We start from the raw sequence: 24060 nt of genomic DNA on the forward strand, positions 1-24060 counted from the left end.
ATCGACCGGGACTCCGGCTCAATCCTTTTCCGTGTGCTGGCTCGATTTGCCGGCTGTGTGCGGAGAGAGCAGATTGCCCTCATCGAACATTGGGCTTATGCTTGCAACTGTTGCGTTAAAGTTCGATCGAATTTTTCGAAATTCCGTTTCCACCACTTGATCTTTTCAGTCCGACAGGGGCACTGGCGGATTTTTCGGGAGGCTGAGGATGATTTCGCTCGAGGATTTGAAGGAGCTTTTCCCCAAGGGCCGCGAGCCCATCCTGGAGGCTCTGGCCAAGCAGTCCAAGACCGTGTTCGCCGAGTTCGACATGGCCGACAAGCCCAACCGGCTGCATTTCTTCCTGGCGCAGGTCGCCCATGAATCCGGCGGGCTCTCCGTCATCGAGGAGAACCTCAGATACAGCGCCAAGCGGATGACCGAGATCTGGCCGTCGCGCTTCCCCACCCTGGCCTCGGCCGAGCCCTTCGCCGGCAATCCGGAGGCGCTGGCGAACAAGGTCTATGCCAGCCGCATGGGCAACGGGGTACCGGAATCGGGCGACGGCTGGAAGTACCGGGGCCGCGGCTACATCCAGATCACCGGCCGCGACGGCTATCGCGCCATCGGCAACGCCATCGGTGTCAACCTGGAGAACGATCCTGACCGGGCCTCGGACCCGGACGACGCGCTGCGCGTCGCCTGCGGCTTCTGGAAATGGAAGAACGTCAACGCGGCCTGCGACGAGGGCGACTTCCTGAAGGTGACGCGCCTGGTCAATGGCGGCACCACCGGCCAGGCCGACCGGGAGGTCTGGCTGGCGAAGGTGCGCAAGGTGCTCAAGCCCGCGCCCGCCACCCAGCCCGCGAAGAGCACGCCGCCCACCAAGGAGGAGATCCGCAAAGTGCAGCAGGCGCTGCGCGACCGCGGCTTCACCTCGGTGACGGCCGACGGCATCATCGGCCCCAAGACCAACGCCGCGATCGACAAGGTCCGCAGCGACAACGGCCTGAAGCCGGGATCGATCGACGCCGATCTGAAGAGGGCGCTGAAGATCGCCTGATCCGGCGGCGTCACGCCGCGGCGGCGTCGTCACGCCCCGGCGGCGTCCTCCCCGGCCCGGGCCAGCACCCGGCGGGCGCGGGCGACGACCGGGGCGTCGACCATGCGGCCGTCGACCTTGGCCGTCCCCTGCCCCGGCTGCAGCGCCGCGACCACCCGGCGGGCATGCTCGAGCGCAGCCTCGTCCGGGGTGAAGGCGCGGTTCAGCACCGCCACCTGGGCCGGGTGGATGCAGCTGGCGCCTTCGAAGCCCTGGCGCGCCGCCTCCTCCGCCGCGCGGCGCAGGGCGTCGAGGTCGTCGATCCCGGCCAGCGAGCCCATCAGGCCGAAGGCGGCCAGGCCGGCGGCCCGCGCGGCCATCAGGATCTGCAGCTTGGCCAGGCGCATCACCTCGGCGGCCGGCTCGGCGCCGATCTCGGCCGACAGGTCCTCGCCGCCGCAGACCAGAGCGAGGTTGCGCGGCGTGGCCGCGGCGATCGCGGCCCGGCGGTCGAGGCCCGCCAGCGTCTCGATCATCGGCACCAGGCGGGTCCAGCCCTCCGGCCGTCCCGTCTCCCGCTCGACCTCGCCGGCGCGCTCCGCGATCAGCCGCGGCCATTGCGGGTCGTCGGTCTTCGGCACGAACAGCCCGTCCGCCCCCGCCCGCACCGCGGCCTCGACATCGGCGGCGGCGTGGGCCAGCCGGCTGTTGATGCGGACGAAGATGCAGGCGCCGGCGGCGCCCGCCTGCGGCACCGCGGCGGCCAGCGCCGCGCGGGCGGCGGGCTTGGCGGCTTCGGCGACGCCGTCCTCAAGGTCAAGGATCACGGCATCGGCGCCACGCCCGGCGGCGCCGGCCACGAAGCGCTCGCGGTCGGCCGGGACGTAGAGCAGCGAGCGCAGGCGGCGGAAGCGGTTGTCGGTCATGGCCGTTCGCCTCCAGCGCTGAACGTCCTGAGTCCCCCCTCCCCTCGCGGGAGGGGGCTAGGGGGAGGGGGTTCGGGCAGCAGGAACCGACCACCTCGATCGAAGGGTACAAATGGATCCAGGACGGGCGGCGTCACATCTCTTCGATCGACAACCCCCTCCCCCTGCCCCCCTCCCGTAAGGGGAGGGGGGACTTTAAGGGGAAGGTCGCTTCCCAGCGAATCCAGCATCACCCCAGCGCCCCCGCCGCGCGCAGGCCGTCGATCTCCGCGTCCGAGAAGCCGGCGCGGCGCAACACGTCCCCGGCGTCGGCGCCGGGCTCGGGCGCCAGGCGGCGGATCGCGCCCGGCGTGGCCGACAGCCGCGGCAGCACATTGTGCACCGGCAGGGGGCCCAGATCCGGGTCGGGGATCGACACCACCACCTCGCGCTCGATCACATGGTCGTCTTCCATGAAGTCGGCGATGTCGTGCACCGGGCCGACGGTGATGCCCTCGGATCGGAAGACCGACAAGGCCGCGTCGCGGTCGCGGGCGCCGATCCATTCGCCGATGACGGCGTCCAGCACCACCCGGTTGCGCACCCGGTCGGCGTTGGTGGCGAAGCGCGGGTCCCGCGCCAGGGCGTCGCCGCCGACCAGCAGCAGGATGCGCTTGGCCATCCGGTCGGTGGAGCCGGACATGGCGATCCAGCGGCCGTCGCGGGTCTTGTAGACGTTGCGCGGCGCGCTGTTGCCCGAGGCGCTGCCGGTGCGCTCCTTGACCTGGCCGGTGACGGCATAGCTGCCGGCCTCCGGCCCCAGCACGGAATACATCGCCTCCAAGAGCGACAGGTCGATCACCTGGCCACGGGCCATGCCGCGGTCCCGGGCCCGAAGCGCCGCCAGCACCGCCTTGGCGCCGTGCAGCCCGGCGATCATGTCGGCCAGGGCCAGGGGCGGCAGCACCGGCTCGCGGTCGGCGAAGCCGTTGCGCGAGGCGAAGCCGGACATCGCCTCGACCAGCGTGCCGAAGCCGGGCAGCCGGCTGGCCGGGCCGGTCTGGCCGAAGCCGGAGATGCGCACCAGGATCAGGTCCGGCGCCATCGCCTGCAGCCGCTCCGGCGCCAGCCCCATCTCCTCCAGCACCCCGGGCCGGAAGTTCTCAATCATGACGTCGGCGGTCGGAATCAGCCGCTCCAGCGCCGCCATGCCCTCCGGCTTGCGCAGGTCGAGCACAACCGACAGCTTGTTGCGCGACAGCTCCTTCCAATAGAGGCTGTGGCCCTTGACCTGCCAGTCGCGCAGCGGGTCGCCGCCCGGCGGCTCGACCTTGATCACTTCGGCGCCGAAATCCGCCAGCTCCAGCCCCAGCGCGTTGCCGGCGACGACGCGCGACAGGTCGAGCACGCGGATGCCGGAGAGCGGCCCCGCGCGCTCCGGCTCGATCTTGGCGGGACGCGCCTCAGCCATTTGCCGCCTCGCGGATTTCGATCACCCCGGCCTGCATGCGCCCGGCCGAGGGTAGCCGCAGCCCGGCCATGCCATAGGCCAGCGTGCTGTCGCGGGCCTCCAACAGCAGCTTGCCGTCGACCGACAGGGCCAGCCGGTCGCCCACCGCTTCCAGCGCCAGGCTGTAGCTGCGGCCGAGCTCGCGCCGGAACGGCGCCCGGGCCAGCACGGTCTCACCGAAGTCGCGGCGTAGGATCGCCACCTCGTCGGCCGAGACGAAGCCGGCGGCGTAGCAGCGCTCATTGCCCTGGCCGCGGGCGCAGACCAGGTGCCCGTCGCCGGCCAGCGGCGTCACCTCCGCCGTCACCGTCAGGTCGCGGGCGTAGAGATGGCCGGTCCACAGGTCGGCATCGGATGCCGAGAGGGCATGGATGCGGCCGTCCTCGATCTTCCAGACGCCGCGGTTCCAGGTGCAGCGGGTGATACCGCCCCACTCATTCGCCTCGATCCGCGGGTCGAGCCGGGCCGAGCCGGCGCCGGCGACGGTGAACTCGTCGATGAAGATCCGGCCAAGGAACTTCAGCCGGCCGAAATACTCGACCTTGATGCCGATCTCGTCGACCGCCTCGCCGCCCGTCTCCGGCACGGTGAAGCGCAGCTCCTGCCATTCGCCGGCGGCCGGCTGGGTCCAGGCGCCGATCTCGTCGATCGTGCCGCTCATCGCCCGGCGGACATAGGGCACGATGCGGAGATGGCCATCGCCCTCCCAGGGGTCGAGCCAGAGGCGCAGGGTCGCCTCCTGCCCGGTCGCCACCACCGGCGAGAACATCGGCCGGTAGCGCTCGTCGTCGAAATCGCTGCGGCGGTAGAACGGCTTCCAGAAGATCCGGCCGCCATCGCCCCGCTCCAGCCGGTCCAGGAGGGCGCAGAGCGCGCCGCGGCCGGTGGCCTTGCATTCGTCCGACCAGGACAGGGCGATGCGGTTGTCGGGCTCGGTGCGGAAGCCGTGGGTCGATCCCGGCAGGTCGAAGTCGAAGCGCAGGCCGCGCCGCTCCATATCCGCCGCCCAGTCCGCCGGCGGCTCCTCTCCCGCCAGGCGATGGGCCAGCACCGCCAGCTCGCGGCAGAAGCTGGGAATGTCGACGATGTTGAGCGACCCGGTGATGCCGGAGGCGACGATGCCGTCATTGATCGGCTTGCGGTAATGCGCCGCCACCCCGGCGATGCCGGCCAGGGTGCCGACGATGGCCCCGGCATTGCCGGCGTTGCAGTCGGTGTCCCAGCCGCCCATCGTCGCGATCTCGACCGTGCGCGACAGGTCGCCCTGGCCGTACAGCAGGGACAGGATCAAGAGGCCGGCATTCGGGATGATGTGGCAGACACCGGGATAGCGGTCATAGCCGAACTCGCTCTCCAGCATCCGCCGGCAGGCGCGCCAGTCCTTCGGCTTCACCCGGTGCTGGGCCTGCACCGCATGGGCGACGCGGGCGTATTCGCTGCCGGCCGGGATGGCGGCCAGGCCCGCCTCCACCACCTCCTCGATAGTCTCGGCGACGAAGGCCTTGGCGATGGCGGCGGCGACGAAGCGGGCGCCGTGCAGGCCGTTGCCGTCATGCGAGACGCTGGCGGCGCGGGCGGCCAGCTCGGCGGCGCGGGCCGGATCGCCCGGGCACACCCAGCCCCAGGAATCGACGAAGATCTGGCCGCCGATCTGCTCGGCGATCACCGCGCCGTTGCGGGCGATCGAGCCGGAGTCCGGCGCCGGGACGCCGGATTGGAGATTGGCGAAGGCGGTGTGCTCGGTCGAGATGCCGTAGCCGCCCCACCAGAACATGCCGTGCAGCTCGGCGGCATAATTCAGCCAGGTGCGGCCGACATCCTGCGGCGACGGGTCCAGCCCGAAATCGCGCAGTGCCCGGATGAAATAGACCGGCCCGTTGGTGTCGTCGTCGGCGGCGAAATTCTTGAAGTCGCGCAGATAGCCGGTGATCTCGCCATAGGTCTTGTCGATCCGGTCCCAGGTCCAGATCGTCGGCTCGACCGGGGCGCCGAGGCGCACGCCGATGGCCTTGCCGAGGAAGCCGGCATAGATGCGGTCGAGGGTGTCAGCAGGGATGGGCATTCCGGGGCCTTGGTCTTCGGGCGGGTCAGCGGCCGGCGGCGGCGCGGGCGGGCTGGGCGGGGTCGGCGGTCAGCGCCAGGCGCTGGGCGTCGCGGCGGCGGGTGCGGTCGAGATCGGCGGCCAGGATGGCGGCGGCGGCCTGGTGGAAGCGGTCGGCCTCGGCGGCCAGGTCGAAGCGGTTGGCGCGGTCCAGCAGGTCACGGTCGGCCGGGTCGATCACCGCCTCGCCATGCATCGCGCCGAGGATGGCGCCGGCCATGCAGCCGATGGAATCGGTGTCGCGGCCGGAATTGACGCCGTCGACCACCGCCGCGCGGAAATCGCCGTCATGGATCAGGCAGAAGCCCAGCGCCAGCGGCAGCTCCTCGATCGTCCGCAGGCGCGACGGGGTGTAGTCATGCGTCGGCAGCCCGGCCTTCTCCATCCGGCGGTGGACGTCGTCGCCCATGCTGGAGTAGCGGCCGATGATCGACTGGAACTCCGCCGTCACCCTTGCATGGTCGGCGCGGTGAGGCCGGAGCTGCCGCGCCACCTCGGCGATGTCGGCGATCGCGGCGCGGGTGCCGTCCTTGGCGAGATCGATCGCCGTATCGACAACCGTTTCAACGGTGGTGCCGGGCACCATGGCGGCGGCGACGCAGGCGGCCATCACCCCCGCCGCCTCCAGCCCGTAGCTGTGCTGGTGGCCGGCGGCGAGGTCGACGGCCTCGTCATAGGCCGCCTTCGGGTCGCAGGCGTTCACCGCCCCGACCGGGGCGATGTACATGGCGGCGCCGCAATTGACCATGTTGCCGATGCCGCCCTCGCGCGGGTCGCAGCTGGTCAGCTGGTGGCGCTGGAAGATCCACTTCTCCGGGTAGAACAGCCGCTCGATCAGCATGGTCTCGCGCTGCATCTCGGGGATCCAGCGCGGCGTCCAGGCGATCTGGCGGACCATGCCGCCGGCCATGTCCCAGGCGTCGAGATGGCGGCCCGCCTCCTCGTAGACCGCCATCAGGCACAACGTCATCAGCGTGTCGTCGGTGATGATGCCGTGGCCGCGGATCCGGCCGCCGCGCGCCGTCTCCGGCGCGTCCTTGCGGTGCCAGTCGACATCCAGCGAGGTGACCCGGCCGTAGCGCTGCCGGATCTCGGCCGCGGACAGCTTCTCGATCGTGGCGCCCATGGCGTCGCCGAACGCGACGCCATGCAGCATGCCCCGGATCCGGCCCTGCAGCGAGGACCCGGCGTCAGTTGGTTCCATTCAGCTTGGTCCTCGCATATTCGGTGATCTCGGCGCCGCCCTTGGCATTCCACTCGGCGACATACTCGTCCCACTTGTCGATCGGCAGCTCGCCGGAGATGAACTTCCAGACATAGCTGCGATAGACGTTCTCCGCCGCGTCCAGCCGGGCCGTGTACTCGCTCGGGAAGACGAAGGCGTCGTCCGGCGCATAGTATTTCTGCGCCAGCGCGATCGACTTCTGGGCCTGCTCGGACAGCAGCGGCACCGGCGGCGTCCAGGCGTCCGGCTGGTCGATGACGAAGCGCGGATACCAGGTCGCCATCTTGTCGGTGGTCTTGACGGTGCCGCCGTCCTTCACCCACTCCTCGCCCTCGAAGCCCATGCGGTCGATCTGCTGGCCCTCGGGGCTGGCCATGAAGTCCATCAGGGCGACCACATCCTCCTTGTGCTCGGAGATGGCGGACATGGCGAAGCCGCGGCTCTCGCGGCTGACGTCGACGGCGCGCAGCCCCTGCCCGCCCGGGCCCTTCGGCGGGTCCAGCGGCACCAGGGTCGTGCCCGGATGCACCTGGCGCATCTTGCCCTGGTAGATGTCCATGTTGACGCCGACCACGCCGAGGATCACGCCGACCCGGCCGGAGTAGAACTTGTCCTCACGCGTGTCCCACTTGGTGGTGATGAAGTCGGGGTCCAGCAGGCCTTCCGCGAACAGCTTGCGGTAATAGGCGACCTTGTCGCGCTCCTGCGGCGAGACGCGGGAATGGATCCACTGGCCGGAGGCATCCTTCAGCCAGGTGGCGCTGACGCCGAAGGCCTGGTTGAAGATCTCGTCCAGCTCGTCGGTGGCGCCGGCCGGCGGGATGGTGGCCACCGTGATGCCGTAGGTGTCCTTCTTGCCGTTGCCGTCGAGATCGCCGTCCGCGATCTTGCGGAACAGGGCCTCCCAGTCGTCCAGCGTCTGCGGGGCCGGCAGGCCGGTCTTCTCCAGCCAGTCCTGGCGCATCACCCCGACCTTGGCCCGCACCGGGAACGGGTAGATCAGATAGGGGTAGTTCTCGAGCCGCGGCTTGTTGTGCGCCCACAATGCGTTCTTCAGGTTCGGCGCCTTGTCCAGCCAGGGCCGCCAGTCCTCGAGCAGGCCCTGCTCGACGATCTTCTGGTCGCCGCCCTGGAAATAGATCAGGTCCGGGATGTCGCCCGACAGCAGCATCAGCGACAGCTTATCGGCATAGCCGCCGGGCGGCACGTCGACCAGGTCGATCTTGATCGGATGGCCCTTGGCGGCCATGCCGGCCTCGATCGCCGCCACCAGCTTGACGTCGTCCGGGTTCGCCTTGGTGAAGTCCTTGCTGACGACGCGGAGGGTCACCGGGTCGGCGGCCTGCGCCGACGAAACCATCGCCGCCGCGAACACCAGGGCCAGCGCGGAACCCAGCAGCATCTTGTTCATTGCGTCTCTCCCATGTCTCTCTGTTTTGTCGGCCGATGCGCGGGTCATCCCTTGACCGCCCCGCTCATCGTGCCTTTGGTGAAGAACTTCAGGATCAGCGGATAGATCGCCAGCACCGGGATCAAGGTCAGGATGATCATCCCGGCCTTCAGCGCCCTGAGGTCGATCTGGCTGCCGCCGGTGTATTTGTTCATGGCGTCCAACCCGACCATCAGCGACTTGTCGCCCTCGACCACGAACTGGCGCAGCACCACCTGCAGCGGCCATTTGCCGGTGTCGCTCAGGTAGATCATCGCCCGGAAATACTCGTTCCAGTGCAGCACGGTGTAGAACAGGGTGATGGTCGCGATCGCCGGCAGCGCCAGCGGCGCCACCACATGCCACAGGGTCTGCAGCGGCGAGGCGCCTTCGATCTCGGCCGCCTCCAACAGCTCCTTCGGGATCTCCTCGAAGAAGCGGATCAGCACGATCAGGTACCAGGCGAAGACGCCGCGATAGAGGATCACCGACCAGTAGGAGTTGAGCAGGCCGAGCTGCTTCATCACCAGATAGTCCGGCACCACCCCGGGCTCGAATACCACGGTGACCAGGATGAAGATCAGGATCGCCCGCCGCCCCGGCAGCCCCTCGCGCGACAGGGCCCACGCCATCAGCGTGGTGGCGACGACGTTGATCACCGTGCCGGCGATGGTGATCAGCAGGCTGTTGGCCAGGCCGCGCAGCACCTGCGGATGGGTCAGCAGCACCCGCCAGACATCGAGCGAGAAGCCGTGCGGCAGCACCGCCAGGCCGCTCATCCCCGGCACCTCGGCGCTGTCGGACAGCGACACGGCCAGCAGGTTCAGGATCGGCTGGACCGTCACCACCACCATCAGCAGCAGGGTCGAGCAGATGATGGCGTATTCGATGCGCTCGAAAGGCGTCTTGCGGATCTGGGAGGCGGCCATCACCACACCCCCTTGCCGGTGACGCGCTTGGCGACGAAATGGGCGACCAGGATCATGGCCATGCCGATCACGCCCTTGAACAGCCCGGCGGCGGTGGCATAGGCGTATTCGCCGCCCACCAAACCCATGCGGTAGACATAGGTGTCGAGGATGTCGATCCGGTCGCGGATCGCATCGTTGGAGAAGTTGAACACCTGGTCGAAGCCGGCGCTCATGAAGGCGCCGAGATTGAGGATGAACACCGTCGCCATGGTCGGCACCAGCGCCGGCAGGGTGACGTGCCAGATCTTGCGCCAGCGGCCGGCGCCGTCGATCGTCGCGGCGTCGTAGAGCTGCGGGTCGATCGCCATCACGGCGGCAAGGAACAGCAGCGAATCCCAGCCGGCGCTGCGCCACATCTCGGAGAAGACCAGGACCCAGAGGATCGAGCCCTCCGAGGTCATGAACGGCACCGGCGCGATGCCGACCAGGCCGAGGATGTCGTTGACCGTGCCGTCGGTCGGCGACAGCACGGCGATGAACACGCCGGCAATGACGATCCAGGACAGGAAATGCGGCAGGTAGATCGCCGACTGCACGAAGCGGCGGTAGCGGCTGCCCTGCACCTCGTTGACCAGCAGCGCCACGATCACCGGCACCGGGAACAGGATCACCAGCTTCATGGCGCTGATCAGCACCGTGTTCCACAGCACCTGGTAGAACACCGGGCTCTCGAACAGCGCCCGGAAATGCTTCAGCCCGACCCAGATGCTGGGGCCGATGATGCGGTAGTCCTGGAACGCCAGCTTGGCCTGCCACATCGGCAGGTAGTGGAAGACCACGAAGTACAGCAGGCCCGGCAGCAGCATCAGGTAGTAGCCGCGCCAGTGCCAGGCGCGCCGAAGACCGGACCGGCGGGCTTTGGGAACGTTCCCAGAGACGGCCTGCGTCAGGCCCGGAGAGCTTTGATCGAGGCCGGTCACGTCAGGCGGACTTCTTGCGGAGGTTGCGCAAGGCAGGCGGCGGGGCGGCGACCGAGGCGCGCTCGACCACCCGGCAGGGCAGCACCGTGTGGACGATCTCGCCGGCGCCGTCGATTTCGGCCTGCAGCTGGCGCATCGCGTGGACGCCCATGTCGTAGCGCGGCTTGTCGACCGTGGTCAGGCCGGGATCGGTGAAGCTGCCGGCCTCGACCCCGTCCATGCCCATGATCGAGATGTCGCGCGGGCAGGACCGGCCGGCGGCGCGGGCGGCCAGGATGGCGCCGACCGCCATCAGGTCGTTGGCGGCGAAGATCGCTGTCATCCGGCCCCCTTCCCGCTCGATCAGCCGATGCGTCGCCGCCTGGCCGGAATCCGCGGTGTAGTCGCCCTCGTCCATCGGCAGCGACGCGGGGTCGAAGCCGTGGCGCTGCCAATGCGCCTGCGCCTCGGTGACGAAGCGGGTGCGGGCGACGCGCCGGTCGCGGCCGTTGATCAGGCCGATATGGCGGTGCCCGGCGGCGATCAGGTAGTCGAGCGCCAAGCGCACGCCCTGGGCGACGTCGCTGCGCACGCTGGAGAATTCGGGGAAGCGCTCGCCCGAGGAGCCGATCACCACCACCGGCGCCTCGGTCTGGCGCAACAGGCCGCGGTCGTCGGTCGCCGGATTGAGGATGATGCCGTCGACCCGGGCCTGGCGCAGCGCCTGCAGGTGGCGGCGCTCACGCTCCGCATCCCAGTCGGAGCTGAAGATCAGCAGCGACCGCTTCTCCGCCTCCGCCCGGTCCTGGGCGCCGCGGGCGAGGTCGGCCCAGAACGGGTTGGAGATGTCGGGGATGACCAGGCCCATCATCCGGCTGCGGCCGGTGCGCAGGCCGAAGGCCAGGTGGTTGCGCTCGTAGCCCGATTGCCGGACCGCCTCCTCCACCCGCCGGCGGGTCTCGGCATGGACCGCGCCGACGCCGGACAGCACCCGCGCCACCGTCGTCTTCGACACGCCGGACAGGCGGGCGACATCGATGATCGTGGGCTGGCGCTTGCCGGTCAAAGCCGTCTCCCCGGTGGAACATCGCCCTGCCTCTTGGACAGGTTGTGTGGGAACGTTACCAATTCCCTTGTCCACCCGTCAAGCGGGCATCGCTGAGGATGATGATGCCGCATTCGTTCCGGAACTGGAAAGACTATTTTCCCAGCTTGAAAAAATCTGCGAGCGGGCCGGAACCGAACCGCTCAGCCGCTATTGACGCTGATGAGGCCGATGTGGGCGCGTTTCCGCCGCGGCAGCCTCGCCGAGTTTCCAAGACCAGCGGGCGCAGCCGCCTCGGTGCGCGTCGCCGTAGACAGGAAGAAATACTTCGGCCTGAGGCGAAGCGATTTCTTTTGCCTGACAATAAATTTGTGCGCGAATGCCCCATGAGTATCACGATACGACGGAATGGAAAGATCATTCCAATTTACAAAACATTCACATTTGCTGGTGCGAATCGCAGTGCGAGGCCGAACGAATGGGTCATAATGGCCCTAATACTAAAGAAGGATGTGGTGGAATGAATGACGATCGCGACGAGCGGATCCGACGCCGCGCCTATGGGATCTGGGAGGCTCTGGGCCGGCCCGAGGGCGGGCATCAGCAGCACTGGACGCAGGCCGAGGCTGAAATCCTGGCCGACGAAGGCACGGGCACCGGGAGCGCTCCGGAAGGGGCGGAGGAGCTGGATGCTGATGGCGCACCCAAGCGGGGCTGAGCGGATGCAGGTCTTGCGGCCGGAGGGCCGGCGATGACCCCGCCGGCCGCCGCCCGCGCCGCGCCGGCGCTGCAGCCGGAACGCACCACCCATGCCATGCCCTTCGGCGCCGAGCTGCGCCCGGATGGCGGCACCCGCTTCCGCCTGTGGGCGCCGGATGCCGAGGCCGTGACCCTGCTGCTCGGCCAGGACGGCGCGCCCCTGCCCCTGGAGCGCCTGGACGACGGCTGGTTCGGCCGCATCGTGGCGGGCGCGCCGGCGGGCACGCCCTATCGCTACCGCCTGGCCGACGGCACCGCGGTGCCGGACCCGGCGTCACGGGCCCAGGACGGCGGCCCCTTCGGCCCGTCCCTGGTCACGGATCCGAACGCCTATGACTGGCAGGAAACCGACTGGCGCGGCCGCCCCTGGCACGAGGCGGTGGTCTATGAGCTGCATTGCGGCGCCATCGGCCGGCCGGGCGGCTTCGCCGCGGTGGAACGGCGGCTCGACCACCTCGCCAAGCTCGGCGTCACCGCCATCGAGCTGATGCCGGTCGCCGATTTCCCCGGCGCGCGCGGCTGGGGCTATGACGGGGTGCTGCCCTTCGCCCCGGCCTCGATCTACGGCACGCCGGACGACCTCAAGCGCCTGGTCGACGCCGCGCATCGGCGCGGGCTGATGGTGCTGCTGGACGTCGTCTACAACCATTTCGGCCCGGCCGGGAACTTCCTGCCGCTCTATGCGAAGTCCTTCTTCGACGCGGACCGGCCCACGCCCTGGGGTCCGGCGATCGACTTCCGCCGGCCGCAGGTGCGCGCCTTCTTCCGCCACAACGCCCTGTATTGGCTGGAGGAGTTCCGCTTCGACGGGCTGCGCCTCGACGCCGTGCACGCGATCCGGGACGACAGCCGGCCCGACATCCTGACCGAGATCGCCGGCGCCGTGCGCGCCACCTTCCCCGACCGCCACATCCATCTGGTGCTGGAGAACGACCGCAACGAGGCGCGGCGGCTGCGCGGCACGCCCTGCCCCGCGGGATGCTACGAGGCGCAGTGGAACGACGATGTCCACCACGCCGCCCATGTCGCTTTGACCGGCGAGGATGACGGCTACTACGCCGACTATGCCGACGCCCCGGTGCCGCGGCTGGGCCGGGCCCTGGCCGAAGGCTTCGTCTACCAGGGCGACTGGTCGGAGCGGCGCCGTGCCCCGCGCGGCCAGCCCAGCGCCCATCTGCCGCCGACCGCCTTCGTCAACTTCCTGCAGAACCACGATCAGATCGGCAACCGCGCCCTCGGTGACCGGCTGACCGCCCTGGCCGAGCCGGCGGCGGTCGAGGCGATGACCGCGGTGCTGCTGCTGGCGCCGCAGATCCCGATGCTGTTCATGGGCGAGGAATGGGGCAGCCGCCAGCCCTTCCCGTTCTTCTGCGACTTCGAGGGCGAGCTGGCCGATGCGGTGCGTCGCGGCCGGCGCGAGGAGTTCGCCCAGTTCGCAAGCTTCGCCGACGCGACCCTGCCCGACGCGCTCGACCCCGCCACCTACGAGTCTGCGGTGCTGCAGCAGCCTGACGACAGCGAGGCCGCCCGCCGGCTCGATCTGGTGCGGCGGCTGCTCGACATCCGGCAGCGGCGGGTGGTGCCGCTGCTGGCGCCGCGCGGGATCGGCCCCGGCATCGACCGCAGCCGCGGCCGGATGCTGGACGTCGCCTGGATGCTGAAGGGCGGCGGCTGGCTGCGCATCGTCGCCCATCTGGCGCCTGACAAAGGGCCAGCCTGGGAGGTGCCGGCCGGCGAGATCCTGTTCGAGAGCGCCTCCGGCCTCGCCGCCGCCTTGGCCGAAGGCGTGAAGGGCTGGGGCACGATCGCGGCGCTGGAGCCGCCGGCATGACCATGGTCGCCGACCCGCCCCGCGCCACCGCCCGGCTGCAGCTCCATGCCGGCTTCACGCTGGACGACGCTTGCGCCGCCCTGCCCTATCTCGCCCGGCTCGGCATCAGCCATGTCTACGCCTCGCCGCTGCTGGCCGCCCGGCCGGGCTCGGCCCATGGCTACGACGTCATCGACCCGACCCGGATCGACCCGGAGCGCGGCGGCGAGGCCGGCTTCGAGCGCTTCGCCGCGGCGCTGCGCTCCCACGGCCTGGGCCTGATCCTCGACATCGTGCCGAACCACATGGCGGCCAGCCTGGACAATCCCTGGTGGCGCGACGTGCTGGAGCACGGCCGGGCCAGCCCGCGCGCCGCCGTGTTCGACATCGACTGGGACGCGCCGGGCAATCCCGGCCGGGTGCTGCTGCCGATCCTCGGCAGGCGCTATGGCGAGGCGCTGCGCGCCGGCGACATCCGGCTGACCCGCGATCCCGCCACCGGCCGCCCCGTCATCGCCATCCCCGGCCACACCCTGCCGGTCGCCGCCGGCACGGTGGAGGCGATCGACGAGAGCCTGGGGCCGGACGCGCTGCATGCGGTGCTGGAGCGGCAGCATTACCGCCTGGCCCATTGGCGGGTGGCGGCGGCCGAGATCAACTACCGCCGCTTCTTCGACATCGACGACCTGGTGGCGGTGCGGGTCGAGGACCCGGCGGTGTTCGACGCCACCCATGGCCGCATCCTCGCCGCCATCGCCGCCGGCCAGGTCCAGGGCCTGCGCATCGACCATATCGACGGGCTGGCCGACCCGGCCGGCTATCTGGCCCGGCTGCGCCAGGCGGTCGACGCCGTCCGGCCCGGGCCCTTCATCCTCTGGGTCGAGAAGATCCTGGCCGAGGGCGAGGACCTGCCCGCCGCCTGGCCGGTCGAGGGCACCACCGGCTATGAGGTCGCCAACGCGATCCATGCGCTGCAGGTCGATCCGGCCGCCGCCGGCCCGATCCGCGCCGCCCATGCCCGCTTCACCGGCGACCAGGGCAGCATGACCGCCACCATCCGAAGCTGCCGCCGCGCCGTGATCGAGGGCAGCCTGGCCGCGCCCTTCGAGGCGCTGGTCGACGCCATCGACCGGCTGGCCTATGCCGGCTGGGAGAACCGCGACCTGACCCGCGCCGCGCTGCGCCAGGCCCTGGCCGCGGTGATCGAGCAGCTGTCCGCCTATCGCGGCTATCGCGACGGCCCGACCTTCGGCCTCGACGCCGCGATCGCCCGGGCCCGCGACGCCACGCCCGGGCCGGCGCTGGATTTCGTGGCGACGCTCCTGACCGGTCGGATCCCGGGCGACGAGGCCGCGTTGGTGCTGCAGCGCTTCCAGCAGCTGACCGGCGCGGTCGCGGCCAAGGCGGTGGAGGACGCGGCCTTCTACCGCCACCTGCCCCTCGCCTCGCTGAACGAGGTCGGCGGCTGGCCCGAGCGCTTCGGCCTCGAGCCGGACGATGTCCACGCCGTCTTCGCCCGCCGTCGGCGCGACGCGCCGGATGCCCTGTCGGCGCTGTCGACCCATGACCACAAGCGCGGCGCCGATGTCCGCGCCCGCCTCGCGGCGCTGACCGAGCTGGCGCCGGAATGGCAGTCCGGCCTCACCGCCTGGTCGGCCCTGCTGGCGCCGCATCGCGGCGGCACCGCCGATCGCCCGGTGCCGAGCCGCCGGCACGAGCACCTGTTCACCCAGACCGTGCTGGGCACCTGGCCCGCCGGCGGCCCGGACAAGGATTATGCCGACCGGATCGCGGCCTACCTGCTGAAGGCGGCGCGCGAGGGCAAGGACGAGACCAGCTGGACCGACCCGGACCAGGCCTATGAGGCCGGGCTGGAGCGCTTCGTCCGCGCCGCCCTGGACCCGGCCGGTCCCTTCCCGGCCGCAATCGCGCCCTTCGCCGAGCGCGTCGCCCGCATCGGCGCCGTCAACGGCCTGGCCCAGCTGGCGCTGCAGATGACCCTGCCCGGCGTGCCCGACCTGTACCAGGGCACCGAGGAATGGGACCTGTCGCTGGTCGACCCGGACAACCGCCGCCCGGTCGAGTGGGACCGGCTGGCGCGGCAGCTTGACGACATCGCCGAGGCCGATCCGGCGGAGCTGGCCGCGGCCTGGCCGGACGGGCGGATCAAGCACTGGCTGGCGGCGCGGCTGCTGCGCCTGCGCCGCGACGACCCGGCGCTGTTCGCCCGCGGCGATTACGCGCCGGTGCCGGTGCAGGGCCCGGCGGCGGCACATGTCGTGGCGTGGCGCCGGTCGCTGGACGACCGGCACCTGGTCGTCGCCGTGCCGCGGCTGGTGGCCGGCCAGCTGAACGGGGCGCTCGGCCTGACCGGCTTCGACGGCACGGCCCTGGCGCTGCCGGATGCAATCGATGGTGGGGGTGGAGAGCGAGGGAATGGGGACAGCCGGGCCGATCTCGGCCCCGTCTTCGGCCGGCTGCCGGTGTTCCTGCATCGACTTGGAGGTCGCGATGGTGAATAGGATGCTTCGCCTGATCTCGAACCCCGCCGCGCAGGGCGGGCCCGGCCTGCCGCTGCCCCGCACCCCCGCCGCCCCCGACGAGCCGCAGCGCGAGCATTTCGAGCGGCTGGGCCTGAGGGTCGCCGCCACCGGCCCGGAGCGGATCGAGCTGACCGGCTGCTTCGCCGAGCGCGTCGACATCCGCGCCGTCGCCCACCCGCCGGAGGATGACGAGGAGACAGCGCCGGTGGTCTGGGACGTGCTCGGCCATTGGCGCAAGCGGCGCCGGCTGTGCCTGTACCCGACCGATCTCGACGAATGGCTCGGCCTGCGCCCGGTCGACGCCTTCGCCCTGTTGCGCGGCCTGCGGAACGATGCGCTGGCCGAGGCGTTGGGACCCTCGGCGGCCACCGACGTGTTCGACTGGCGCGGCCACCGCGTGCTCAACCCCTTCCGCGACCGCTTCGGCAACGAGACCAGCCCGGCGTGCGAATACGGGGCGGATTACCGGCTGTGGCGGGCCCGCTGGCGCGAGGCGCTGTGAGGGGCGGCGGGGCCGAACCTGAGGAACAAGCCGATAACCGCGACGTTACGGATGGGCCGGAGCCACCCCCTCACCCGAAATCGCTGACGCGATTTCGACCTCTCCCCGAGGAGAGGTGAATTCCCTCTCCTCGGGGAGAGGGGGGGCCCGACGCCGAAGGCGGCGGGAGGGTGAGGGGGAGTGCGGACGGTGCCTTGCAGAGAGGCGGGCGAAGACAGAGCCGGCCGGAGGGGAAAGAACGGATGAAGCGGGTAAGGCCGGCGGCCATCCGGGTGCTGGAGGGTCAGCCCTTCCCGCTCGGCGCCACCTGGGACGGGCTGGGTGTGAACTTCGCCCTGTTCTCGGCCAACGCCACCAAGGTCGAGCTGTGCCTGTTCGACGACGAGGGCAAGCGCGAGCTCGCCCGGGTCGAGCTGCCGGAATACACCGACGAGGTCTGGCACGGCTACCTGCCCGACGCCCGCCCCGGCACGATCTACGGCTATCGCGTGCACGGCCCCTACGAGCCGGCCGCCGGCCACCGCTTCAACCCGAACAAGCTGCTGCTCGACCCCTATGCCAAGCGGCTGGTCGGGCAGCTGAGCTGGGACGACGCGCTGTTCGGCTACACCATCGGCGCGCCGGAGGAGGACCTGTCTTTCGACAGCCGCGACAGCGCCCCCTTCATGCCGAAATGCCGGGTGGTGGATCCCGCCTTCACCTGGGGCCGCTCGCGCCCTCCGGCCATCGGCTGGGACCGCAGCGTGGTCTACGAGCTGCATGTCCGCGGCTACACCATGCGCCACCCGGCGGTGCCGCGGCGCCAGCGCGGCACCTTCGCCGGGCTCGGCCACCCCGAGGTGGTCGGCCATCTGAAGAGCCTCGGCGCCACCACGGTCGAGCTGATGCCGGTGCACGCCTTCGTCCAGGACCGGCACCTGCTGGAGCGGGGCCTGAGCAACTTCTGGGGCTACAACACCATCGGCTTCTTCGCGCCGCACCCCGCCTATTCCGCCACCGGCGAGACCGCCGAGTTCAAGGAGATGGTGGCGCGGCTGCACGATGCCGGGCTCGAGGTCATCCTCGACGTCGTCTACAACCACACGGCCGAGGGCAATGAGCGCGGCCCCACCCTCTCGCTCAAGGGCATCGACAACGCCAACTACTACCGGCTGGCGGAGGACAAGCGCTACTACATCAACGACACCGGCACCGGCAACACGCTGAATCTCAGCCACCAGCGGGTGCTGCAGATGGTGACCGACAGCCTGCGCTACTGGGTCACCGAGATGGGGGTCGACGGCTTCCGCTTCGACCTCGCCACCATCCTCGGCCGCGAGGCGCACGGCTTCGACGAGGGCGGCGGCTTCCTCGACAGCTGCCGCCAGGACCCGGTGCTGGAAAGCGTGACGCTGGTCGCCGAGCCCTGGGACCTCGGCCCCGGCGGCTACCAGGTCGGCGGCTTCCCGCCCGGCTGGGCCGAGTGGAACGACCGCTTCCGCAACACCGCCCGCGCCTTCTGGAAGGGCGACGAGGGCAAGGTGGCCGACCTCGCCTCCCGCCTCGCCGCCTCGGGCGACCTGTTCAACCGCCGCGGCCGCCGGCCCTGGGCCAGCGTCAACTTCGTCACCGCCCATGACGGCTTCACGCTGAACGACCTCGTCTCCTACAACGACCGGCACAATGAGGCGAATGGCGAGGACAACCGCGACGGCCATTCCGACAACCTGTCCTGGAACCACGGCGCCGAGGGCCCGACCGACGACCCGGCCATCCGCGCCCTGCGCGAGCGGCAGAAGCGCAACCTGCTGGCCACGCTGCTCTTGTCCCAGGGCACGCCGATGGTGCTGGGCGGCGACGAGTTCGGCCGCACCCAGCGGGGCAACAACAACGCCTATTGCCAGGACAACGAGATCGGCTGGGTGGATTGGGCGGCGATCGGCGAGGACGGCCGCCGGCTGACCCAGTTCACCCGCCGGCTGATCGGGCTGCGCCAGCGCTTCCCGGTGCTGCGCCGCACCCGCTTCCTGACCGGCCTCTACAACGAGGAGCTGGACGTCAAGGACGTGGCCTGGCTGCGCCCGGACGGGCAGGAGATGGAGAACGGCGACTGGACCAACCCGCAGACCCGCTGCCTGGGCATGCTGATCGACGGCCGCGCCCAGCCGACCGGCATCCGCCGCCGCGGCTCCGAGGCGACGCTGCTGCTCCTGCTGAACGCCCACCACGAGCCGGTGCCCTTCCTGCTGCCGGAGGTCCCGGACGGCGCCTTCTGGACCGCGCTGATCGACACGGCCGAGCCGGAGGCGGCGCCGAAGGGGCATCTGCCGGCGGGGAAGACTTTTGCGCTGCAGGGCCGGGCGGTGGTGCTGCTGTCGGCGCAGACGGGGGTGTGAGGAAAAGCACCCTCGTCATTCGGCAAAGAAATTGTAGCTCTCAGTCTAATTTCACCTGATTCAGTCCTTTTTTCAGACCAGAAACAACTTTGTCCAGATTTTTCCTTATATCTGTAACCGAAATACTTGCTTTGAGTAGAATCTCCATGCTTCTATATCTACTATCATCTTCTGGCTCCCATCCATGAGAAGCCAATATGTCTTTTGCGCTTTTGAGTTTTGCTGACCACAATTTGTCTATTCCCGTTCTATTTTCAATTCCGGTCGCTTGGTTTTTAAATACGACCGAAACCGAATTGGATTTTATATCTCCTACGACAGAAACAACCCGACCAAGTTTAGCAGATCTGGAAAATTCATATCCATTTATCGCAACCTCGTATTTGTATTCTTCAGAACGACTAAGGATCTCCTCAGCCCAATAATCGACCGGTAGCTTTTCATAGGCCCCCTCAACAGCTGCAGCCAGAAGATCCAGCTCTGCCTTTATCTGTGTCATATTTAAACGATCCTTTTGATTCGGACACGTGGCTTGCCGAATCAACCGCCTAAGACGTTCCGGAAGAGATCGCCACTGCAAGCCGGGTTCATTCCGTATCTTGGTCTCCAACATTTCTTCCCATTCTTTTGCCGCGCTACCTCCTGTTGGCGGTGGGACGCGTGCAAACGCATAGAACAGTGACATTCCAACGCCGTAAGAATCCACCAATGTCGTCCTAGCCGCATCTCCATCTCCCTTTAATTGCTCCGGGGCGTAGTATCCCGCTTCCTCTATGTTTCCAGATATCGACTGTCCTTTCGCGTTTGCATGCCAAGACATATCATAATTCAAAAGAATAACTTCAAATCGATCTGTATGATTTAAAATATTTTCTTCCAAATATGAAAATATATTGGGAATCATGATGCTAGATGGCCGTACGTCTCGATGCATTACACCTTGCGGCAGATTGTGACTATATATCAAATGACTACAAACATTCGACATAACATAAATGAGACCCGGCCACGGCTCCAGCATTGATGCAGGAACTACGTCATTTAAACTTGCGCCCTCAACATACTCCATGATCATCGAAGTAGGTATCTCAAATGCTTCTACGAGATGGGCCGTTCCGGGAACGTCAGCATTTGTCAGATAATGCAGAGACTGAACCCCTCGGCGGAAACTCTCAATCTATGGGCCAGATTTAAGATTCTCTATAAGTAGAATTTTTAGTGCGAGTTTTCTACCCTCATTGTCCGAAAGCTCCCATATAGTGGAAAAAGGTGATCCATGGACTTTTCCAACAACCCTGTATCCGTAGAATATGTTTTGTGGCTCATCCGGCGTAATATGCCAGGCTTGGTGCACATTGGATGAATAGGTAGAAAGAAAACTCATGTAAGATGGATCAGAAGTATTAGAAGAGGTTTCTTCCAGTATCTTTTTCGCAAATCCAGATAACTTTTTTCTAAGATCGTCGTCATCAAGCATTCGAAGCTCTCGAGAGCTCGGCAAACTCTCAACCCTATCAACATCTGGAACAATGGTCGCAGCAGGGGTGTCGTGAGAGGTGAAATTTATTATATCTCCAAATAACTCACGCAATGGAGGGATATGACGAAGAGATTCTTGCCCCTCTTTAATAGGAGTGTAGCTGATTATCTGCACGCCAGCTTTGTCGGCCCACTCCCCAGCACCAGATCGATCTGTAATCCAATAGTGCGCTCCGAGATCCAGCCCCAGCTCAGTAGGCGAGCTAAAGTGCCTCCGGCAGCACCATCCTCCGCGGATATACCAGCAAATACTACAGTCATATTTCCAAATACTATGCTAAGAAAATTTCTATATGACTCGCTTGAAAACAATTTTTCGACATCCGACTGAGTAAAAATCCAAGACGTTTGATCATCAATTATGCCATGAAGATTTGCTATAAACGGCCTTCTTGCGCCTACAACGTGTGCATAGGAGGGAGCGTCTCTTCCACTAAAACTCGCCGGTCGTTCTTGTGGTCTAATAATTCTATGGGATCCATCGACAAATCCATCTAGGTTCAACGTCAAAACCGCTCCAACTCCCGGCAATCTCCATACATCGTTATACAGTTCTGGTATTTGTATTTTCTCGACATCGCCTATTTTTTCTCTTATACTGGCAACAAAATTTGTTCTACCAATGATGTTCTTGATGGTTTCAAAGGAACTCCAATAGTTTTGGTTTAATTTTATTTCTTCAAGTTTTCTTTCTTTCAGTTCAGTTTCGTCTTTTTCGAGACCGGATAATGAGTCGAGAGCCTCACCAATAAGATCATCTTTGAGTTTTTGCCATGTAGGCAATCCAGCGGGAGCACTAAAGCCTGCTCCTATCCAGAAAGCGATGGGTCGACGACGTTCTGCATGTTCTGTACGCAGTCTCTGATATGTTCGTTGAGATAATTTGAACATCCTATCACCTCAGATTATCAAACGTTTATACATATTTATTTTAACATCACGGCAACGAAGACCTCTCTTCCATTCAGGTTGAATCCAAACCTAGAATCCTGTCTATTCTTGACCACCATACTCCCTTCATCATATTTTAGCTTCGCACCACCCTTCGGCTAAAGAATCTCACGCCTCGCTTATGAGGTCACGAATCTGTAACTCCATATTGGACTAGCGCCAAGCGGCTTCTCAAACCACTGGACAGCATCTTGAGTCAGCACCGGTCCCGCGCCTTGGATTGTCGGGGACATGAGAGTGCCGGCACAATCATAGTCGTGCACAGACGCTCCTCGGGATCTCCCACCACGTTCGAGTTATAATTCCCAGATTTTGCGCCTCGCCAAGGATCACCCCCATACCCACCCTCCTCCCCGCCGAGCTCGTCTGGTATGTCACCGGCCGCTTCTAACAGGCCGAGCCGGACGGCCCGGTGGCGGATTACGGCTATTTCCTGCACCTGCCCTTCCTCGACGTGCCGCTGATCCCCGGCCGCGCGGCGAAGGCACCGCCCACTTCACCTTGGCCGCCCGATAACGCCCAGCAATCCTGACTACGCCTCCACTTTCGGCCGGAACGTCTCCACCGCCTCCCGATCGCCCACCCTGGCCCGGACGTAGCAATCGGCCCAGGCGGCGACGTCCGGGTAACCGGACCGCGCCACCGTCGCGGCGCAGGCCGCGTCGAGGTCGAGATTCGTGCGCCGGAGGTGCACGCCGCGGTCGAGCAGGGCCCAATGCGCGCCCGGCCGGCCATAGGGCATGCCGATGCTGCCGGGATTGACCACCAGGCGGCCGTTCACCAGGCGCAGGAACGGCATATGGGTGTGGCCGCACACCACCGTCCCGACCTCGGCGCCCAGCCCGTCGAAGACCTCCGCCCAGCGGTCGAAGCCGGAGTCGACCAGGACCATCTCGTCGTCGCGGCGCGGGGTGGCGTGGCAGAAATGCACGCGGCCGAGGCCGGCGACCGGCAGGGACAGCGAGAGCGGCAGCCGCGACAGCCAATCGAGGTGGCGGTCGCTCAGCTGCCCGGCGGCCCAGGCCCCGATCAATCCGGGGGTCGCCGCCGGCTTGCCGCGCCGGTATTCGACCAGCTCGCGGTCGGCATTGCCGCGAATCCAGGCGGCGCGGTCGCCGAGGGCGAGCAGCCGGTCGAGCACCTCGCAGGGATGCGGCCCCGCCGCCGCGTCGCCGAGGATGACGATGCGCTCGGCGCCCGCCACCTCGGGCTCGGCCAGCACTGCGTCGAGGGCGGGCAGGACGCCGTGAATATCGGCGAGGACAACGATCCGGTCCGGCATGGCTCCCCCAGGGGATCGAAGGATCGATCGGCGCCATCGAGACCCGGCACCCGTTCCGGCATCATAGCGCGCCCCCGCCCCGGCGCATGGTATCGATCAGCTTTGACACGACCAGCCCATGACCGAGGCCATGCCCCATGTCGCCATGGGCCGCCTTCTTCACTGCCGCATCTCTCGCTGAATTCAGCTCCCAGATCGGCTCTGCGATTTTAGGTAAAATCAAACCTCTTTTCATCATCTGAATTTCTAAATTGATATCGTGTTTTAGTATTGAAAATACCTGTTTTTCATAAAAATAAATTCTTTGACTAACTGTCGAATCGGAATGACTTTGCTGCTACCCGCCGCTCCGACTTGGCATTTTGCAGAAGAACTGTCCTGAACGCAGATGCCGATCCGGAGATCGCGGGTGGTCGACGCCTACGCCAAGCGGCTGCACGGCGGCGGGGCGCGCAGACGGCTCTCGCCAGATCGGGAGGGCCCGCGTTGCAACAGACCGTCATGATCGTCGGCAACGGGCCGGTCGGCGCCCACGCCGCCGCAAGAATTGCCACGGCGGCCTATGTCATCCGCTTCAACGACTGCCGCTCCTTCCCGGAAGCGCGAGGCCGCACCGATGTGGTCGCGGTCTGCAACACCGGCAGGCCGGGCCCGGCCATGCTGTCCAGCCAATCCTGGCGCCGGCATCCCGCAATCCGCGTTGCCTCCGAGATCTGGTCCGTCCGCGATCCGCAGAAATTCGCCGAGATGCGCGGCCCGCTGTCGGCACGCCGTCCCGACCTGCACGATTTCTGCGACGACCACACCGACGGGTTCGCCGCCTTCGCCGCCGACACCGGCAAGCTGCACCGGATCCTCGCCCGGTCGATCCACGAGCATGTCGACGCGCAGCTCGCCGCCTTCGACCCGCCCCCCTATATCGTGCCGAGCAGCGGCGCGGTCGTGATCGCCGCGGCCCTGCAGTGGTTTCCGGATCATGCCGTGGCTCTCGCCGGATTCTCCCACCAGGGCTCGGATTGCCACCCGTTCTCGGCCGAGCGGTGCTTCGTCGACGCGCTCGTCGCCGCAGGACGGCTGCACCGCGTCGGTCCCGACCAGGAACTGACGTCGGCGGGGATCGAGTTGGCCGGCAGCCCGGCAGCCGGATGATGCCGGGGGCGGGGCGGTCGTGGACCGCAAGCGGGACATCCGGT

Annotated in this window: 20 protein-coding genes; 8 read left to right on the top strand and 12 right to left on the bottom strand. The window is 67.2% G+C overall.

Translation table 11 applies throughout. The annotated features are described in order from the left end of the window. Positions 1-208 precede the first annotated feature (208 nt). Complete coding sequence (locus FFK22_RS25115) at positions 209-1042, top strand: glycoside hydrolase family 19 protein (protein WP_138890223.1); 834 nt, start codon at positions 209-211, stop codon at positions 1040-1042. Positions 1043-1071: 29 nt separating this feature from the next. Here the strand turns inward: FFK22_RS25115 and FFK22_RS25120 are convergent, their stop codons facing one another. The 8 genes from FFK22_RS25120 to FFK22_RS25155 all read right to left on the bottom strand — a co-directional run bounded on the left by FFK22_RS25120 (position 1072) and on the right by FFK22_RS25155 (position 11127). After that, the gene (locus FFK22_RS25120; RefSeq protein ID WP_138890222.1) at positions 1072-1947 is read right to left on the bottom strand and encodes a CoA ester lyase; all 876 of its coding nucleotides are present in this window, start codon (positions 1945-1947) and stop codon (positions 1072-1074) included. 229 nt (positions 1948-2176) lie between these two features. Next, the gene (locus FFK22_RS25125; RefSeq protein WP_138890221.1) at positions 2177-3397 is read right to left on the bottom strand and encodes a CaiB/BaiF CoA-transferase family protein; all 1221 of its coding nucleotides are present in this window, start codon (positions 3395-3397) and stop codon (positions 2177-2179) included. Beyond that, positions 3390-5498, bottom strand: coding sequence for an ADP-ribosylglycohydrolase family protein (locus tag FFK22_RS25130; RefSeq protein WP_186002635.1), 2109 nt, complete (start codon positions 5496-5498; stop codon positions 3390-3392). The genes FFK22_RS25125 and FFK22_RS25130 overlap by 8 nt, the downstream gene beginning before the upstream one ends. Positions 5499-5523: 25 nt before the next feature. Next, a complete protein-coding gene (locus tag FFK22_RS25135; RefSeq protein WP_138890220.1) occupies positions 5524-6741 on the bottom strand; it encodes an ADP-ribosylglycohydrolase family protein in 1218 nt (405 codons plus the stop codon). Further along, positions 6728-8173, bottom strand: a complete 1446-nt coding sequence (locus tag FFK22_RS25140) for an extracellular solute-binding protein (RefSeq protein WP_221938836.1) — start codon at positions 8171-8173, stop codon at positions 6728-6730. Before FFK22_RS25140 ends, FFK22_RS25135 begins: the two co-directional genes overlap by 14 nt. Positions 8174-8217: 44 nt before the next feature. Beyond that, positions 8218-9120, bottom strand: a complete 903-nt coding sequence (locus FFK22_RS25145) for a carbohydrate ABC transporter permease (protein ID WP_138890219.1) — start codon at positions 9118-9120, stop codon at positions 8218-8220. Then, positions 9120-10082, bottom strand: a complete 963-nt coding sequence (locus FFK22_RS25150) for a sugar ABC transporter permease (RefSeq protein ID WP_221938837.1) — start codon at positions 10080-10082, stop codon at positions 9120-9122. Before FFK22_RS25150 ends, FFK22_RS25145 begins: the two co-directional genes overlap by 1 nt. Position 10083: 1 nt before the next feature. Then, complete coding sequence (locus FFK22_RS25155) at positions 10084-11127, bottom strand: LacI family DNA-binding transcriptional regulator (RefSeq protein ID WP_138890218.1); 1044 nt, start codon at positions 11125-11127, stop codon at positions 10084-10086. A gap of 98 nt (positions 11128-11225) precedes the next feature. Between FFK22_RS25155 and FFK22_RS43965 the strand changes: the two genes are divergently transcribed. The 6 genes from FFK22_RS43965 to glgX all read left to right on the top strand — a co-directional run bounded on the left by FFK22_RS43965 (position 11226) and on the right by glgX (position 19095). Continuing rightward, the gene (locus FFK22_RS43965) at positions 11226-11630 is read left to right on the top strand and encodes a hypothetical protein (protein ID WP_138890217.1); all 405 of its coding nucleotides are present in this window, start codon (positions 11226-11228) and stop codon (positions 11628-11630) included. Then, entirely contained in the window at positions 11627-11824 is a 198-nt protein-coding gene (locus FFK22_RS25165) for a DUF2934 domain-containing protein (protein WP_138890216.1), read from the top strand. The genes FFK22_RS43965 and FFK22_RS25165 overlap by 4 nt, the downstream gene beginning before the upstream one ends. A 33-nt stretch (positions 11825-11857) precedes the next feature. Then, on the top strand, positions 11858-13696 hold the full coding sequence (gene treZ, locus FFK22_RS25170) for a malto-oligosyltrehalose trehalohydrolase (RefSeq protein ID WP_221938838.1): 1839 nt from the start codon (positions 11858-11860) through the stop codon (positions 13694-13696). Next, complete coding sequence (treY, locus tag FFK22_RS25175) at positions 13693-16197, top strand: malto-oligosyltrehalose synthase (protein WP_138890215.1); 2505 nt, start codon at positions 13693-13695, stop codon at positions 16195-16197. Before treZ ends, treY begins: the two co-directional genes overlap by 4 nt. A gap of 1 nt (position 16198) precedes the next feature. Then, positions 16199-16720 (top strand): hypothetical protein, encoded by a 522-nt coding sequence (locus FFK22_RS25180; RefSeq protein ID WP_138890214.1) that lies wholly within the window; start codon positions 16199-16201, stop codon positions 16718-16720. Positions 16721-16962: 242 nt separating this feature from the next. After that, positions 16963-19095, top strand: a complete 2133-nt coding sequence (gene glgX, locus FFK22_RS25185) for a glycogen debranching protein GlgX (protein ID WP_138890213.1) — start codon at positions 16963-16965, stop codon at positions 19093-19095. 40 nt (positions 19096-19135) lie between these two features. Here the strand turns inward: glgX and FFK22_RS25190 are convergent, their stop codons facing one another. The 4 genes from FFK22_RS25190 to FFK22_RS25205 form a co-directional block, all read right to left on the bottom strand. Continuing rightward, complete coding sequence (locus tag FFK22_RS25190; RefSeq protein ID WP_306770165.1) at positions 19136-20272, bottom strand: protein kinase; 1137 nt, start codon at positions 20270-20272, stop codon at positions 19136-19138. Continuing rightward, the gene (locus FFK22_RS25195; RefSeq protein WP_138890211.1) at positions 20273-20749 is read right to left on the bottom strand and encodes a hypothetical protein; all 477 of its coding nucleotides are present in this window, start codon (positions 20747-20749) and stop codon (positions 20273-20275) included. After that, on the bottom strand, positions 20740-21525 hold the full coding sequence (locus tag FFK22_RS25200; protein ID WP_138890210.1) for an SIR2 family protein: 786 nt from the start codon (positions 21523-21525) through the stop codon (positions 20740-20742). The genes FFK22_RS25195 and FFK22_RS25200 overlap by 10 nt, the downstream gene beginning before the upstream one ends. Before the next feature lie 592 nt (positions 21526-22117). After that, positions 22118-22867 carry a metallophosphoesterase gene (locus FFK22_RS25205; RefSeq protein ID WP_138890209.1) on the bottom strand — a complete coding sequence of 250 codons (750 nt, stop codon included), beginning with the start codon at positions 22865-22867 and terminating at the stop codon, positions 22118-22120. A 486-nt stretch (positions 22868-23353) separates the two neighbouring features. Between FFK22_RS25205 and FFK22_RS25210 the strand changes: the two genes are divergently transcribed. Next, a complete protein-coding gene (locus tag FFK22_RS25210) occupies positions 23354-24016 on the top strand; it encodes a hypothetical protein (protein ID WP_221938839.1) in 663 nt (220 codons plus the stop codon). Positions 24017-24060: the final 44 nt, after the last annotated feature.

The sequence above is a fragment of the Mycobacterium sp. KBS0706 genome, assembly GCF_005938675.2.
GTDB lineage: Bacteria > Pseudomonadota > Alphaproteobacteria > DSM-16000 > Inquilinaceae > Inquilinus.

Excerpts from the sequence above, each read along its gene's own strand:
- FFK22_RS25115 (WP_138890223.1), top strand. The coding sequence starts at position 209 with ATGATTTCGCTCGAGGATTTGAAGGAGCTTTTCCCCAAGGGCCGCGAG.
- FFK22_RS25120 (WP_138890222.1), bottom strand. The coding sequence starts at position 1,947 with ATGACCGACAACCGCTTCCGCCGCCTGCGCTCGCTGCTCTACGTCCCG.
- FFK22_RS25125 (WP_138890221.1), bottom strand. The coding sequence starts at position 3,397 with ATGGCTGAGGCGCGTCCCGCCAAGATCGAGCCGGAGCGCGCGGGGCCG.
- FFK22_RS25130 (WP_186002635.1), bottom strand. The coding sequence starts at position 5,498 with ATGCCCATCCCTGCTGACACCCTCGACCGCATCTATGCCGGCTTCCTC.
- FFK22_RS25135 (WP_138890220.1), bottom strand. The coding sequence starts at position 6,741 with ATGGAACCAACTGACGCCGGGTCCTCGCTGCAGGGCCGGATCCGGGGC.
- FFK22_RS25140 (WP_221938836.1), bottom strand. The coding sequence starts at position 8,173 with ATGAACAAGATGCTGCTGGGTTCCGCGCTGGCCCTGGTGTTCGCGGCG.
- FFK22_RS25145 (WP_138890219.1), bottom strand. The coding sequence starts at position 9,120 with ATGGCCGCCTCCCAGATCCGCAAGACGCCTTTCGAGCGCATCGAATAC.
- FFK22_RS43965 (WP_138890217.1), top strand. The coding sequence starts at position 11,226 with ATGATGATGCCGCATTCGTTCCGGAACTGGAAAGACTATTTTCCCAGC.
- FFK22_RS25165 (WP_138890216.1), top strand. The coding sequence starts at position 11,627 with ATGAATGACGATCGCGACGAGCGGATCCGACGCCGCGCCTATGGGATC.
- treZ (WP_221938838.1), top strand. The coding sequence starts at position 11,858 with ATGACCCCGCCGGCCGCCGCCCGCGCCGCGCCGGCGCTGCAGCCGGAA.
- treY (WP_138890215.1), top strand. The coding sequence starts at position 13,693 with ATGACCATGGTCGCCGACCCGCCCCGCGCCACCGCCCGGCTGCAGCTC.
- FFK22_RS25180 (WP_138890214.1), top strand. The coding sequence starts at position 16,199 with ATGCTTCGCCTGATCTCGAACCCCGCCGCGCAGGGCGGGCCCGGCCTG.
- glgX (WP_138890213.1), top strand. The coding sequence starts at position 16,963 with ATGAAGCGGGTAAGGCCGGCGGCCATCCGGGTGCTGGAGGGTCAGCCC.
- FFK22_RS25200 (WP_138890210.1), bottom strand. The coding sequence starts at position 21,525 with ATGTTCAAATTATCTCAACGAACATATCAGAGACTGCGTACAGAACAT.
- FFK22_RS25205 (WP_138890209.1), bottom strand. The coding sequence starts at position 22,867 with ATGCCGGACCGGATCGTTGTCCTCGCCGATATTCACGGCGTCCTGCCC.